At 54.7% G+C, this 14,898-nt stretch carries 12 protein-coding genes; 8 read left to right on the top strand and 4 right to left on the bottom strand.

What is annotated here, in order from left to right:
• Nucleotides 1-2 precede the first annotated feature (2 nt).
• The 5 genes from celB (at nt 3) to AAFJ72_RS20655 (ending at nt 4,128) form a co-directional block, all read left to right on the top strand.
• Nucleotides 3-1,346: a PTS cellobiose transporter subunit IIC gene (gene celB, locus AAFJ72_RS20675; protein WP_432775528.1), complete on the top strand. Its 1,344-nt coding sequence runs from the start codon at nt 3-5 to the stop codon at nt 1,344-1,346.
• A gap of 22 nt (nt 1,347-1,368) precedes the next feature.
• Nucleotides 1,369-2,115 (top strand): chitin disaccharide deacetylase, encoded by a 747-nt coding sequence (chbG, locus tag AAFJ72_RS20670; RefSeq protein WP_432775526.1) that lies wholly within the window; start codon nt 1,369-1,371, stop codon nt 2,113-2,115.
• 12 nt (nt 2,116-2,127) lie between these two features.
• Entirely contained in the window at nt 2,128-2,454 is a 327-nt protein-coding gene (locus AAFJ72_RS20665; RefSeq protein WP_122905552.1) for a PTS lactose/cellobiose transporter subunit IIA, read from the top strand.
• Complete coding sequence (locus AAFJ72_RS20660) at nt 2,451-3,773, top strand: 6-phospho-beta-glucosidase (protein WP_432775524.1); 1,323 nt, start codon at nt 2,451-2,453, stop codon at nt 3,771-3,773. The genes AAFJ72_RS20665 and AAFJ72_RS20660 overlap by 4 nt, the downstream gene beginning before the upstream one ends.
• Nucleotides 3,774-3,861: 88 nt before the next feature.
• Nucleotides 3,862-4,128, top strand: coding sequence for an HPr family phosphocarrier protein (locus AAFJ72_RS20655; protein ID WP_432775521.1), 267 nt, complete (start codon nt 3,862-3,864; stop codon nt 4,126-4,128).
• A gap of 148 nt (nt 4,129-4,276) precedes the next feature.
• Here the strand turns inward: AAFJ72_RS20655 and AAFJ72_RS20650 are convergent, their stop codons facing one another.
• From AAFJ72_RS20650 to adh, 4 genes are all read right to left on the bottom strand, one after another.
• On the bottom strand, nt 4,277-6,457 hold the full coding sequence (locus AAFJ72_RS20650) for a sensor histidine kinase (protein WP_432775519.1): 2,181 nt from the start codon (nt 6,455-6,457) through the stop codon (nt 4,277-4,279).
• Nucleotides 6,435-7,127 (bottom strand): response regulator transcription factor, encoded by a 693-nt coding sequence (locus AAFJ72_RS20645; RefSeq protein WP_122905548.1) that lies wholly within the window; start codon nt 7,125-7,127, stop codon nt 6,435-6,437. The genes AAFJ72_RS20650 and AAFJ72_RS20645 overlap by 23 nt, the downstream gene beginning before the upstream one ends.
• Before the next feature lie 160 nt (nt 7,128-7,287).
• The gene (locus AAFJ72_RS20640; protein WP_122905547.1) at nt 7,288-7,626 is read right to left on the bottom strand and encodes a DUF779 domain-containing protein; all 339 of its coding nucleotides are present in this window, start codon (nt 7,624-7,626) and stop codon (nt 7,288-7,290) included.
• A 3-nt stretch (nt 7,627-7,629) separates the two neighbouring features.
• Nucleotides 7,630-9,150 (bottom strand): aldehyde dehydrogenase, encoded by a 1,521-nt coding sequence (adh, locus tag AAFJ72_RS20635; RefSeq protein WP_122905546.1) that lies wholly within the window; start codon nt 9,148-9,150, stop codon nt 7,630-7,632.
• A gap of 266 nt (nt 9,151-9,416) precedes the next feature.
• On the opposite strand from adh, the gene AAFJ72_RS20630 reads away from it, so the two are divergent.
• The 3 genes from AAFJ72_RS20630 to AAFJ72_RS20620 all read left to right on the top strand — a co-directional run bounded on the left by AAFJ72_RS20630 (nt 9,417) and on the right by AAFJ72_RS20620 (nt 14,813).
• Nucleotides 9,417-11,192 carry a sigma-54-dependent Fis family transcriptional regulator gene (locus AAFJ72_RS20630; protein WP_122905545.1) on the top strand — a complete coding sequence of 592 codons (1,776 nt, stop codon included), beginning with the start codon at nt 9,417-9,419 and terminating at the stop codon, nt 11,190-11,192.
• A gap of 207 nt (nt 11,193-11,399) precedes the next feature.
• A complete protein-coding gene (locus AAFJ72_RS20625) occupies nt 11,400-13,028 on the top strand; it encodes a formate--tetrahydrofolate ligase (protein ID WP_432775517.1) in 1,629 nt (542 codons plus the stop codon).
• Between the two features lie 273 nt (nt 13,029-13,301).
• Nucleotides 13,302-14,813: a DEAD/DEAH box helicase gene (locus tag AAFJ72_RS20620; protein WP_122905542.1), complete on the top strand. Its 1,512-nt coding sequence runs from the start codon at nt 13,302-13,304 to the stop codon at nt 14,811-14,813.
• The last annotated feature ends 85 nt before the right edge of the window (nt 14,814-14,898 follow it).

Genomic DNA, 14,898 nt, shown 5'->3' with positions numbered 1-14,898 from the left:
GTATGGCAGGGTTTATTTCTTTTCTGGAAAACCGTGTGATGCCTGTCGCGGGCAGGATCGCGGAGCAGAAGCATTTGCAGGCGATCCGCGACGGAATCATTCTCACCATGCCTTTGCTTATTGTCGGCTCTCTTTTCCTCATCATCGGTTTTATCCCCATCCCTGGTTACAGTGAGTTCATGAGCGGAATCTTCGGCGATCAGTGGCTGACCAAGCTGTTGTATCCGGTGAACGCGACATTTGACATCATGGCGCTCATCGTCAGCTTCGGGGTGGCGTACCGATTGGCGGAAAAGTACAAGGTCGATCCGCTGTCGGCAGGTGCGATTTCGGTCGCTTCCTTTTTGCTCGCGACCCCTTACAAGACGATGTTCACTCCGGAAGGTGCGACGGCAGCGCAAGAAGTAGGCGGAGTTATTCCCGTCGCCTTGATGGGCAGCCAAGGGCTGTTCGTAGCGATGCTTTTGGCTGTGCTGTCCACGGAGATTTACCGCAAAATCATTCAAAAGAAAATCGTCATCACGATGCCAGCCGGGGTTCCGCCTGCTGTCTCCCGTTCTTTTGTGGCGCTGATTCCCGCTTCGGCCGTGCTGCTGGTCGTCTGGCTGCTGCGCATTCTGCTTGAAAACACTTCGTTTGAAAGCATCCACAACATCGTGTCTGACTTGCTGGTCGGTCCGTTGAGCTCGCTCGGCAGCAGTCTGATCGGGGCGATTGTCTGTGTGCTGCTTGTACATTTGCTCTGGGCGATTGGGCTGCACGGGGCAGCGATTGTCGGCGGCATCATGAGCCCGATCTGGCTCACCCTGATGGATCAAAACCGGGCGGCGTTTCAGGCGAATCCGAATGCCGATCTGCCCAACGTGATTACCACCCAGTTTTTTGACCTGTGGATTTATGCGGGCGGTTCCGGTGCGACGTTGGCGCTCGTCGTCATCATGCTGTTTCGGGCGCGCAGCGAGCAGATGAAAAACATCAGCCGGCTCTCCATCGGCCCTGGCCTGTTCAACATCAACGAGCCTGTCACCTTCGGCATGCCGATCGTCATGAACCCGCTTTTGATTATTCCGTTCGTCCTTGCGCCAGTCGTGCTGGTGATTGTCAGCTACTTGGCGATGTCATTGGGCTGGGTGGCAAAGCCGAGCGGTGTCGCTGTACCGTGGACAACGCCTGTCATTATCAGCGGCTATTTGGCTACCGGAGGGAAAATTTCGGGCAGCGTGCTCCAACTGGTAAACTTTGTCATATCGCTGTTGATCTACTATCCGTTTTTCCGTCTGTGGGATAAGCAAAAGCTGGCCGAGGAACAGTCGCATGCCGCTTCCGACCAGGTCGTGAACATGTAATTTTTCAGGGGAGAGGCATGCTATGAAGCTGATTGTGAATGCAGATGACTTCGGGTATTCCAAAGGGGTGAATCTGGGGATCATCGAGGCGCATCGATCCGGCGTCGTCACCTCTGCGACGGTCATGGTCAACATGAACGGGTTCGAGCATGCGGTTATGCTGGCGAAGGAGACGCCGACTCTTGGGATGGGTATCCATCTTGTGCTCACCTGCGGCGCTCCAGTCAGTCAAAACGTGCCGTCGCTAACAGATGAGCATGGGCGGTTCCGCCGCGGACGTGATTATTTAAGCTCGGCATCGCCAAAGGAAGTGGAACGGGAGCTGCGCAGCCAACTGGAAAAGTTTTTGGAAACAGGGCTTTCCCCGACGCATATGGACAGCCATCACCACGTTCATGCCCATGCCGCGATCCTGCCGATTGTGTTGCGTTTGGCAAAGGAATACCGGCTTCCGGTTCGCAACCCGTGGACGTTTTCGCCAGGGGTGCGGGCAGCGCATTCGGACGTACTGACAACAGATGGCTTTTCCGAGCGTTTTTACGGAGACGATCTGACCGCGCAGTCGTTCATCGATGCCGTGGAGGAGCTGGCGGGCTGCGCTGTGGCGGAGATGATGACGCATCCGGCGTATGTGGACGAAGAGGTGCTGACAGGCAGCTCGTACACGCTGCAACGCGCGCGGGAGCTGCAAATCTTGACCGCAAAAGAGATCAAGGAGTACGTGCAAAAACGCCATGTACAGCTGGTGACTTATAAAGAACTCGGATAGGTGGAGATTGACTTGGACCACACAGACGTTATTTTTCAGCTGATTTTACACGGAGGAAACGCGAGAAGTCTGGCGATGGAAGCAATCGCCCTGGCGAAAAACAAAGACATGGCAGGCGCACAAGATGCACTGAGGCGAGCTGGCGAAGAGCTGAGCCAGGCCCACCATCATCAAACGGCTTTTATTCAAAAGGAGATCGCCGGAGAAAAGCCTGAGATCAGCATGCTGTTGATCCACGCGCAGGATCATCTGATGAATGCGATGACGATCAAGGATTTGGCCAGCGAATTTGTCGAGCTGTACAGCCATGTCCATGCAGGGAAGGAGGCAGGAGTATGAACGGAATCAAAATCGTGACAATCGGTGGAGGATCGAGCTATACGCCGGAGTTGGTAGAGGGCTTCATCAAACGGTACGATGAGTTGCCCGTGCGGGAGCTGTGGCTCGTGGACATTCCGGAGGGCGAGAAGAAGCTGCAAATCGTCGGGGCGCTGGCAAAGCGCATGGTGGCAAAGGCAGGGGTCCCAATCGAGGTGCATTTGACGCTGGATCGGCGCAAGGCGCTGGCAGGAGCGGATTTTGTCACGACCCAAATGCGTGTGGGACTGTTGGACGCACGAATCAAGGATGAGCGCATCCCGCTGAAATACGGGGTCATCGGGCAGGAGACGAACGGTCCTGGCGGGCTGTTCAAAGGGTTGCGCACGATTCCGGTCATCATGGATATTTGCCGCGATATGGAGGAGCTGTGCCCGGATGCGTGGCTGATTAACTTCACCAACCCGGCTGGCATGGTGACAGAAGCGGTTCTCCGCTATGCAAACCGCAGCAAGGTCATTGGACTGTGCAATGTGCCGATCGGGATGAAAATGGGCGTCGCGACTATGCTCGGAGTCGATCAGTCGCGGGTCCACATTGATTTTGCCGGACTGAACCACATGGTATTCGGGCTTGCCGTATACGTGGATGGGGACAATGTCACTTCGCACGTAATCGACAAGCTGACGGGCGAGCAATCGGGAATCACGATGCAAAACATTCTCGATCTGGGCTGGGAAAAAGATTTTATCAAGGCGCTGGGGATTCTGCCTTGCCCGTACCACCGCTATTACTATCAGACCCGGACCATGCTTGAGCACGAAATGGAAGAAGCGAGCAAGAACGGCACGCGTGCCGAGGTGGTCAAGCGGTTGGAAGCGGAGCTGTTTGCGCTCTACGAAGATCCCGACCTGGACGTCAAGCCGCCGCAGCTGGAGAAGCGCGGGGGAGCGTACTACAGCGAGGCGGCCTGCAGCCTGATTCACTCTATCTACAATGACCGCCGGGATATTCAGCCGGTGAACGTCCGCAACAATGGCGCGATTGCGAGTATTCCTGACGATTCGGCTGTCGAGGTAAACTGTGTGATTACAAAGGATGGGCCGATTCCGTTGACCGTGGGCGATTTGCCTGTACCTGTGCGCGGGCTTGTGCAGCAGATCAAGTCGTTTGAACGGGTAGCGGCCGAAGCGGCTGTCACGGGCGATTACCACAAGGCACTGCTGGCGATGACAATTAACCCGCTGGTGCCGTCCGATGTGGTAGCAAAGCAAATTCTCGATGAAATGCTGGAAGCGCACAAGGAGTATTTGCCGCAGTTTTTCAAGCGGGTGACGTGAAGGTGGACGGCTGGTGGAATGGCGCAGCAGGCGGTCTTGCCGGTTTTTCACCAAACCCGATGCATCAGGTGGAAAAAGGAGGAATGCAATGGTCCGGTTTCAAGTCGAAATTCATGTAAGTGGCGGCCTTCATGCCCGTCCGGCTTCTGTCCTGGTAAACCTGCTTAATCAATACCGCTCGTCGGTCACTATAATCTACAACGACAAGCGGGCGAATGGCAAAAGCATTCTCAGTGTCATGGCGCTGGGCGTGAAGAACGGGGACGAGATGACGTTTGAGGTGGAGGGCGACGACGAGCAGGAGGCGGCAACAGCTTTGCGGTCGTTGATTGAGCGAAATTTCGCCATTTCGTAGCGTGCAGATTGCAGGAGCAAAACAAAAAGCCAGTGCCCGAACAAAATGGGCATTGGCTTTTCGGCATTGAGGGCATGTTCCTGCATGCGGTTTGCCAGTGCAACGTCGGGGGCGGAAGAGGCCCCGTCACCATGCAGACAGGCAGGCACTAGGCGTTTTTGCGAAACACGACTATCACCTTGAAGTAATCACCGTCAATCTCGATGGAGAGGCGGCCGCCCTGCAGCTCGACGATGCTTTTGGCAATCGCAAGCCCAAGCCCGGAGCCTTCGGTATTGCGCGATTGGTCGGCGCGCTTGAACCGCTCGAACAGCTCTTCGGCATCGAAGTCGATTTCGTAGGCAGAGACGTTTTTGATTGTCATGATGACTTCTCCCGGCTTTTCGTACAGATCGATCAGGACGCGCGTATTGGGCAAGGAGTATTTCAAGGCATTGCCAATCAAATTCTCAAAGACGCGCCACGTTTTTTTGCCGTCAAGCGGTGCCACGATTTTCGGCCGCTCGACGTTGACGCGGAAGGTGAGAGAGGACTGTTCAATTTTTTCGCTGAACTCTGCGATTGCCTGATTGAGCAGGGAGGCCACGTTCACCTGCTCGATGTGCAGTTCAACAGCTCCGCTGGACATTTTCGCCGCTTCAAACAGGTCGTCGATCAGCACCCGCAAGCGGGCCGTTTTGCGGTCGAGTACATCGATATAGCTTTTGATCTCCTCTGCGGTCAGGTTTTCCCGTTTGAGCAGATCGACATAGTTGATGATCGAGGTGAGCGGCGTTTTCAAATCGTGTGAAACATTGGTAATCAGCTCGGATTTCAGGCGCTCGCTCTTCATTTGTTCCTCCAACGCACTCTTGATTCCCAGCTTGATGTTGTTAAGGGAGTGCGCGAGATTGGAGAGGTTTCCTTTGCGAATCTTCTCAATCGTTGCATCCAGGTTTCCGGCAGACATCTCGGAGGCTCCCGACATGATGCGGTTCATGAGTCTCAGACGGCGCAGGACGTAAGGGACGACGGCAGCCAGATAGAACAGGTCGTATACCAAACTGAGGAAGAAGAATTCCTCCGATTTTTTGGCGATGGCGAGCAGACCAAGCGCTACGCTCATGCCAAGGCCAACGGTCAGAATGAACAGCAGGAAGACCTTGAAAAACAGGCTTCGATTGGCGTAGCTTTCCCGCAAGAGTTCCTTTTGCCGGACGAACAGGCTTTTTTGCCATTGCTCGTGAAACGATTCCGGGTGCAGGTACATGTGCCATGCTTCCAGAGCCTGCAGCAGCAGATAGGCAGTGAACAGGGAGACAATTCCCAGTGTAAAGAAATGATCGACTCCGATCGGCAAAAAGAAGAAGCGCATATCGAGAATCATCAGGTACGTAATCCCAATCGGGAAAAGCGCGATAATCCGGAGATCGAGCGGGATGCGCCGCAAAAGCGCCAGACTTTTGACGACAAGCGGATGGCTTTCGGCGCGGTTCAGCTTCAAATACCACAACAACAGCGCAGTCACGAGCAGTGTCACCGTGAGCAGGGCGCATTCTCCGAGCAGCCGACCCCGTTTGGAGTCATAGTAGACGGCATCGGCATGAATCTGGCTGTAGCCTTCCGGTTTTTTCGGAACGTAAAAGACGCCGCTCCATTGACGCAACTGATAAGTACGGTTAATATCGGCAAATTCGCTCTGCTTTTGATAGGAGCTTTCCGGAAAGCGGATCACATAGAGGGTATTTTTGCTCAATTCTGCTTCAGAAGGCTCGTGAGTCATATTCGTGTACACTTTGCCAGTCTTGTTGTCGCGGACATAGTATTTGAATGAGCCGGTTCGCAGCGCAAGGCTGTTTTTTCGCTCTTCGTACTCGGCGTCCTTTTCTGCGACCATCTGTAGGAACTGCTCCTCCCAGTTGGCCGTTTCTTTCTCCAGCGCATTATTCAGTTTGGCTGTCTTTTCTTTCTCGAGCCTGTCAAGCTCCTTCGTATCAGAAGCCCTTCTGGCGTTCTCGATGTCGGGGGCGTATTCACTCTCAATCGCTTCCCTGACGTTGCGCAAGGCATCCTCGCGCTCGCGGTAGAATTGCTCCACAGTCGCTTTGCCCAGCTTTTCCTCCGGTATTTTGCGCTCGTAGCCGGCGAAATCTACATGAACATCTTTTACCAGTTCTACGAATAGCCTGACCTCGTTGGTGAAGTTGCTGCTTTCGAAGTAGCTGTCTTTATTCATATACTGGCGGTTATGGTAAACGTCAACCGCCGTAAGGAGCAGAAGTGATAGACTGACTACCAGAGCGAACAGGGCAGACAGCGTAAAGCGGCTATTTTTCAATTTTGTATCCAATTCCCCATACCACCTTCAAATATTGCGGGTCCTTCGGGTTGATTTCGATTTTTTCCCGAATGCGCCGGACGTGGACGGCCACCGTATTTTCCGCGTTCAAATACGGCTCCCGCCAGACGCGCTCGTAAATTTCCTCGATGGAAAAGACCCGGCCTTTGTTTTCCATCAACAGTTCCAAAATTTTGTACTCTGTGGCCGTCAGCCGCACTTCGTTGCCGTCGACGGTGACGGTTTTCGTGCTTTTGTTAAGCGTCAAGCCGCGGACCTGAATCTCATCTTCGGCCGCTTTGTAGTTGCCCAGGTTGGTGTAGCGACGCAGCTGGGATTTGACCCGGGCCACCAGTTCCAGCGGATGAAAAGGCTTGGTTACATAGTCGTCGGCTCCGATGTTCAAGCCCAAAATTTTGTCCGTATCCTCGGACTTGGCAGACAGCATGATGATCGGGATGTTTTTGTCCTGGCGAATTTTGAAGGTAGCCGTAATCCCGTCCATCTGCGGCATCATGATGTCCAAAATGATGAGGTGAATCTCTTCCCGTTCCAAAACGTCCAGTGCTTCCACACCATTGCTCGCTTTATGCACGATCAACGATTCATTTTTGAGGTAAATTTCAATTGCGTCGCGAATCTCTGCCTCGTCGTCGACTACGAGGACGTGATAAGTTGTCATTGTTTTCCCACCTTGTGAATGCATTCATGCTTATATCTTAACGCCAAGCTTTGACAAAACAGCATAGAAAACTCTTACAAATTTCTTAATATCGCCCGAAAAAAAAAAGAAAGACCGTTTCTGCCGCGGGAAAGGCAGGAACGGTCTGTTTCGTCTGTATTCAACTGTCAGGGAAGACGCGCGAGCGCGTAAGGAAGCGCACTCCCTCCGGCCCTTCGAGCGAGAACATGCCGCCGCGGCCCTCGACTACATCAATAATGAGCTGGGTATGCTTCCAATACTCGTACTGCGCTTTGCCCATGTAAAACGGGCAGCCGCCGATCTCACCCAAAAGCACATCCTGATCGCCGACGAGAAACTCGCCGAGCGGGTAGCACATGGGAGAGCTGCCGTCGCAGCAGCCCCCTGACTGGTGAAACATCAAGTCGCCATGCTTTTCGCGCAGCCGTTCGATCAGCCGCAGGGCAGCATCGGTCGCGATTACTTTTGGCTGGCTCATCGATCAGAAGAAGCCCAGAGCCTGGTCGCTGTAGCTGACCAGCAGGTTTTTGGTTTGCTGGTAGTGAGAAAGCATCATTTTGTGTGTTTCGCGACCGATGCCGGACATTTTGTAACCGCCGAATGCAGCATGCGCAGGGTAAGCGTGGTAGCAGTTGGTCCATACACGGCCCGCCTGGATTTCACGGCCTACACGGTATGCGGTGTTCATGTCGCGGGTCCATACGCCGGAGCCGAGTCCGTACAAGGTATCGTTGGCGATGGCAAGCGCTTCTTCTGTGTCTTTGAAAGTCGTCACGGACACGACTGGACCGAAAATTTCTTCCTGGAAGATGCGCATTTTGTTGTGGCCCTTGAACACGGTCGGCTGGATGTAATAGCCGCCTGCGAGCTCTCCTTCAAGCTGTGCGCGCGCGCCGCCAATCAGGCATTCTGCGCCTTCCTGCTTGCCGATGTCGAGGTAGGAAAGAATTTTTTCGACTTGCTCCAGGGAAGCCTGGGCGCCGATCATTGTTTCTGTATCGAGCGGGTTGCCCTGCTTGATGCTGGCAACGCGCTTCAGGGCGCGCTCCATGAATTGATCGTAAATGCTTTCGTGAATGAGCGCGCGGGACGGGCACGTGCAAACCTCGCCCTGGTTGAGTGCAAACAGCACGAAGCCCTCGATGGCTTTGTTGAAGAACGCGTCGTCTTTTGCACATACGTCCGGGAAGAAGATGTTCGGAGATTTTCCGCCCAGCTCGAGCGTCACCGGAATGATGTTTTGAGAAGCGTATTGCATGATGAGACGGCCGGTTGTCGTCTCACCGGTAAAGGCGATTTTGGCGATGCGGTTGCTGGATGCCAGCGGCTTGCCCGCTTCCAGACCGAAGCCGTTTACGACGTTGACGACGCCTGGAGGCAGCAAATCGCCAATCAGCTCCATCAGTACCATGATCGAAGCAGGGGTTTGCTCGGCAGGCTTGAGCACGACGCAGTTTCCGGCGGCCAGAGCGGGAGCGAGCTTCCATGTCGCCATCAGGAGCGGGAAGTTCCACGGAATGATCTGTCCGACGACTCCGAGCGGCTCGTGGAAATGGTAAGCGACTGTGTCGTTGTCGATCTCGGCCAGCGAGCCTTCCTGCGCGCGAATCGCTCCGGCGAAGTAGCGGAAATGGTCGATCGCGAGCGGAATGTCAGCAGCCAGTGTCTCGCGGATCGGCTTGCCGTTTTCCCATGTCTCGGCAGTCGCCAAAAGCTCCAGGTTCGCTTCCATGCGGTCTGCGATTTGCAGGAGGATGTTGGAGCGTTGTGTCACCGAGGTGCGTCCCCAAGCGGCTTTTGCCTCGTGGGCGGCATCCAGTGCCAGCTCGATGTCTTCTGCCGTCGAACGGGCAACTTCGCAAAAGACCTTGCCGTTTACAGGAGAGATATTTTCAAAATATTCGCCCTTCACCGGCGGTACCCAATTGCCCCCGATGTAGTTGTCGTAGCGAGTCTTGAAAGTCACCTTTGATCCGGCTTGGCCGGGTTGAGCATAGATCATGCGAGCGCCTCCTCTTAAATCATCTTTTTCTTTACAGCCTTTTTCTAAAAGCAAATCCTGTACCAATGGACGGAGGGCTTGAAATGACAGCGTTTTCGCCAACGAAATGCGTCAAAACTGTTCCAAAATGGGGCAAGTGCTGTTCCGTTTTGGAACAGTTTTGAAATTTTTGGGAGCGTCTGACAAATATCTGCTTTTTGCGCGAGGCTTCGCGTTCTTAGTCATGCTATACTGATAGGGAATGATTTTTGAGGGAGGGAAGAGTGTTGTCAACGATTGTCCAGCAATCTTGGAAGCGCTGTCAGGAATCGAACCTCAAAGCTTGGGAGAAAGCCAATGACCAGATCATTTCCAGCAAACGAATCAAAGAAATCATTCAGGAAAATCACCCTCTGATTCAAGAAAGCCTCCCGCTCTTCAACAAGCTTGCTCCATTTTTGCTGTCGACAGAGCACATCGCTTTGCTGGCGGATCGGGATGGCAATATCATTCACACCGTCGGGGACCCTGTGTTTGCCACGCAGGCGCAAAAGGTGCAGCTGCAAATCGGGGCGAACTGGACGGAGGATTACAAAGGAACGAATGCGATAGGAACGGCGCTGATCGCGCAGCAGCCGATTTCCGTGCAGGGGGACCAGCATTACTTTTTGGAGAACCGCTTCCTTTCCTGCTCGGCGGCGCCGATTTTTTCACCGACGGGCGAGCTTCTGGGCGTCGTGGACATCAGTACGCGCAAGGAATACACGCACCCGTTTGCGCTGACGATTGCTTGCATGATTGCGGAAGCCTTGCAAAATCGCTTTCTGTATGCCAGCGCGGAGCGAGTGATTGCCCTGCCCGGCAGTACGGACGCGACAAGCAGTTCGGGAAAAGTGCCGCTCGTAGGTCTCGACAGGGACGAGCGCATCGTGGGCTTGAACGACTTGGCCAAGCAGCGGCTGGGCAAAGCCGCTTTGGGCACGCGGCTGTCCCCCGAGCAGGCGCGCGCCGGACGAGATGTGCAGGATAACCGCCAGCGCTTCTGGGGTACGCAGGCCGCAACAGAGGCTGCTTCCAGAAATTGTGCGGCTGCCCCGAGTCAAAAGCCGCAGCCTGTACTCAAGCCGTTTCCCCGTCTCGCCGGGTCGTGCCCGCTCTTTTTGCAGGCGAAAATGCTCGGGCAAAAGGCGGCGCAGGTCGATTTTCCCGTGCTGATTCTCGGCGAGAGCGGCACAGGAAAAGAGCTGTTCGCGCAGATGATTCACGAGACGGGACCGCGAGCGCAGGAGCCTTTTATCGCGGTGAATTGCAGTGCGATTTCAGAAAATTTAATCGAAAGTGAATTGTTTGGATACGAAAGCGGCGCGTTTACCGGCGCCAATCGCGAAGGGCGAATCGGCAAGTTTGAAGCGGCGAAGAAAGGCACGATCTTTCTGGATGAGATCGGGGACATGTCTTTGCGCGGACAGGCGGCTCTGCTTCGCGTGCTGCAGGAAAAGGTCGTCACGCCTGTAGGCAGCAACCAGTCGCGTCCGATTCATGCGCGAATCATCGCGGCCACGCATCGCAATTTGCCGGAGGAGATCAGGGCGGGGCGTTTTCGTGCGGATTTGTACTATCGGCTCAAAGGTGTTTCCATCCACCTGCCGCCGCTGCGCAAGCGATGCGACATCATCCAGCTTGCCGAGCATTTGTTGCAGCAAATCGCCAAGGACCAGCCTTGCGTCTTGCTCCCGGAGGCAAAAGCGAAGCTTGCGTCCTATTCCTGGCCGGGCAACGTTCGCGAGCTGCAAGGCGTGCTGGTGCAGGCCGCCTTTTTGTCCGACGGCGAGGAAATCGGAGAGGAGCACATCCAGTTGGAAGGCTTGGCGGAAGAAGCGGAGCCCGTGCATGCGGTTCCCTCCTTGCGGGAAAGCGAGCTTGCGGCGATCAGGCGAGCTCTCGATTCGAGCGGAGGAAATGTGAGCAAGGCAGCCAGACTACTGCAAATCGGGCGAAACACCTTGTACCGCAAGATGGCGGAATATCAGCTGACCGTGCCCGTCAACCAGGAGAAGCCGTGATGCGATCAATCAAGCAAGTCCTCGATCCGCACGGCATGTTGAACCCAGAAAAATATTCGACAAATAATCGCAGCCTGCATTTTTGAATCCGCAACAGAATGCGGGTTTTCTTTTTGCCGAAAAGGGGGAGCGCAAGAAAGGAGAACCGACTGTCATGTGGAATGTAGAAGATTGGTAAATAAACATTCGCAAGGCAGGGAGGCAGGCATGAAGTCGATTGTTGAAATTGCCAAAGCAGCAGGTATTGATGAACAGGATCTGGAGCTTTACGGAAAGTTTAAGGCGAAAATCTCTGATGAGCTATGGGACAAGGTAAAAGACCGCCCTGATGGCAAGCTGATTCTCGTTACCGCGATGAATCCCAATCCGGCGGGAGCGGGCAAGACGCTGACCACGATTGGTTTGTCGCAGTCACTCAATCTGCTTGGAAAAAGGACGATTGCAGCGCTCCGGGAGCCGTCCCTGGGCCCGTGCATGGGGATTAAAGGGGGAGCTACGGGCAGCGGCAAGGCGCAAATCCTCCCTGCGGATGAAATCAATCTGCATTTTACTGGCGATATTCACGCGATTACCGCCGCGCACAATTTGCTTGCGGCGATGATTGACAACCATATTTTCCACGGCAATCCGCGGGGGATCAATCCGAAAAAAATCGTCTGGAAGCGGGCGATGGACATGAACGACCGCGCGCTGAGAAACATTGTGGTCGGGCTGGGCGACGGCAATGGCATGACGCGCGAGGATGGCTTCATGATTACAACCGCGTCGGAGATCATGGCGATTTTGTGCCTGAGCGAAAATCTCGACGATTTGCGCGAGCGGCTGAACCATATCATCATCGGCTACGACTTTGAAGACAAGCCTGTGCGAGCAGGGGAGATCCATGCGGTCGAGGCAATGTGCGTTCTGCTCAAGGAAGCGATCAAGCCAAACCTCGTGCAGACGATCGAGGGTACGCCAGTCATCGTTCACGGCGGTCCGTTTGCGAATATCGCGCACGGCTGCAGCAGTGTGATCGGCACGAAAACAGCCTTGAAGCTGGCGGATTACGTTGTTACCGAAGCAGGCTTTGGTGCTGACCTGGGCGCGGAGAAGTTTTTCAACATCAAGTGCAGGAAAGCCGGACTGACTCCGTCGGCAGCGGTCGTGGTCATTACTGTACGTTCCTTGAAGTACAACGCCGGGGTCAAAGTGCCGGATCTGGCCGTAGAGAACCTCGACGCCCTGGAAAAAGGCTTTGCCAATGTGCGCCGCCATCTGGAAAACTTACAGAAGTTTGGCGTGCCGGCGGTTGTGGCGATTAACCATTTTGCGACCGATACACAGGCGGAGATCGATGCCGTCATGGCGCTGTGCCAGGAGGCTGGTGCCGAGGCAGCACTGTCCAAGGCATGGGCGGAAGGCGGAGCGGGCGCAATCGAGCTGGCGGAAAAAGTGACGCGTGCGGCAGAGCGCCCTTCGCAATTCCGCTTTTTGTACGAAGAAGACCGCAGTGTGCAAGAAAAGATTGAGACGGTTGTCAAAGAAATTTATCGCGGTTCGGGTGTAGTCTTTTCGCCGCTCGCGCTGAAAACGATCCAGAAAATAGAGGAAATGGGGCTGTCCCACCTGCCTGTGTGCATGGCGAAGACGCCGTACTCCTTCACCGATCGCGCCGATCAGCTTGGCGCCCCGGTCGATTTTACCATTCAGGTGAGCGAGGTGCGGATTTCGGCAGGAGCAGGCTTCATCGTTGCCCTGACCGGAAGTCTGGTGACGATGCCGGGACTTCCGAAGAAACCGGCGGCCGAATCGCTGTATGTAAACGAACACGGCCACGTGGAAGGACTCAGCTAACCAGCAAAACATGTATGAACGGCTGGCACCGACAACAAGGTGTCAGCTTTTTTGCGATCATGTCGCAATTCGTCTGGAGAAAAAGCACTTGTATTGCAAAAAGCCGTTTGCATTTTTGCAAGATGAGTGGTACGATTACAGCTATGTTCTTTTTAGGGTGCTTATGTACAAACGGAAGATAAAAGGGCATGTTCCGGCTGTAAGGAATAGTGCCCTTTTTTAGTGAGAATTTTATTTATAGACGAAGGTAAAGGAAAAGGAGACTGACGTTCATTGGCTACATTTTATGATTTTGGTTTGCATCATGCGATTGTAAGAGCGCTTGGCAACATGGGATTCGAAGAGGCGACGGCCATTCAGGAGCAAACGGTTCCGGTTGCCCTGCAAGGCCGCGACTTGATCGGACAGGCGCAAACAGGGACAGGAAAAACGGCTGCGTTCGGGATTCCGCTCGTGGAACGGCTCGATGAAAACAGCGGCCACATTCAAGGGGTTGTCCTGACGCCAACCCGTGAGCTGGCTGTGCAGGTAGCAGAGGAAATCAACAAGATCGCCCAGTTCAAAAACATTTCCGCGCTGCCGATCTACGGCGGTCAGGACATTACCCGCCAGATCAAGGCGCTGAAAAAGCGTCCGCAAATTATCGTGGCCACACCGGGCCGCTTTATGGACCATATGCGCAGAAGAACGATTCGCCTCGATGCGATCCAGATTGTCGTACTCGACGAAGCGGATGAAATGCTGAACATGGGCTTCATTGACGATATCAAGGAAATTTTGCAAGAAGTGCCTGAGAATCGTCAAACGCTGCTGTTCTCTGCGACCATGCCGCGAGCGATTCAGGAAATTGCCCAGCAGTTCATGACCGAACCGACACTGATTTCCGTCAAGCCGAAGGAAGTAACGGTACCAAACATTGAACAGCAATATATGGAAGTAGCCGAGAAACAAAAATTCGACGTGCTTTGCCGCTTGCTCGATATTCACTCCCCTGAGCTGGCGATTGTTTTCGGGCGCACCAAGCGTCGCGTGGATGAGCTGTCCGAGGCGCTGACCAAGCGCGGCTACGGCGCGGAAGGAATCCACGGCGATCTGAACCAGGCAAAACGCGACAGCGTGCTGCGCAAGTTCAAGGAAGGCACAATCGAGGTGCTGGTGGCGACAGACGTTGCTGCCCGCGGTCTGGATATTAGCGGCGTCACGCACGTATTCAACTTCGACATTCCGCAAGACTCCGAGAGCTACGTGCACCGCATCGGCCGTACTGGCCGGGCAGGGAAGACGGGTCTGGCAATCACGTTTGTCACTTCCCGGGAAATCGACCATCTGCGGCTGATCGAGCGCGCGACAAACCGCCGCATGGAGCGCCGCTCCGTGCCGACGATGGCGGAAGCGCTGGAAGGCCAGCAACGTTTGACCGTGGAGAAAATTTTGGAGGCGTCCGGCCGCGAAGACTTGAGCGCCTACAAAACGCTGGCAGAGCAGTTGCTGGAGGATATTGATTCTGTGACGCTCGTGTCTGCTGCCCTCAAGCTGCTGACCAAAGAGCCGGATACGACTCCGGTTCGCCTGACCGAAGAAGCGCCTCTGCGCGTAGGCAAGAAAAAGATGTTCCCGAAAGGAAAAGGCGGGTACGGTTTTGGCTCCGGCTTTGGCGGCAAACGTCCCCCTCGCCCGCGCAGCGGAGAGTTCCGTCCGCGCAGCGGCGATTCCCGTCATCGCGGCGGCGAGTCTCGCTCTCGCAGCAGCGAGTCGGCAGGAAGACCGTATAACAAGCAGCGGTAAGCGCTGTGGATAAGAAAAGGGGCATCTCAAAGTCGAAATCTCGGCTTTTTATACGAAAATGCCCCCCCTAAAAAGCAAAAAAAGG

It is taken from the genome of Brevibacillus gelatini (genome assembly GCF_050920745.1).
Lineage (GTDB): Bacteria > Bacillota > Bacilli > Brevibacillales > Brevibacillaceae > Brevibacillus > Brevibacillus gelatini.
The sequence above is the reverse complement of the archived record's forward strand: the minus strand, read 5'-3'. Positions and strand labels throughout refer to the sequence as shown.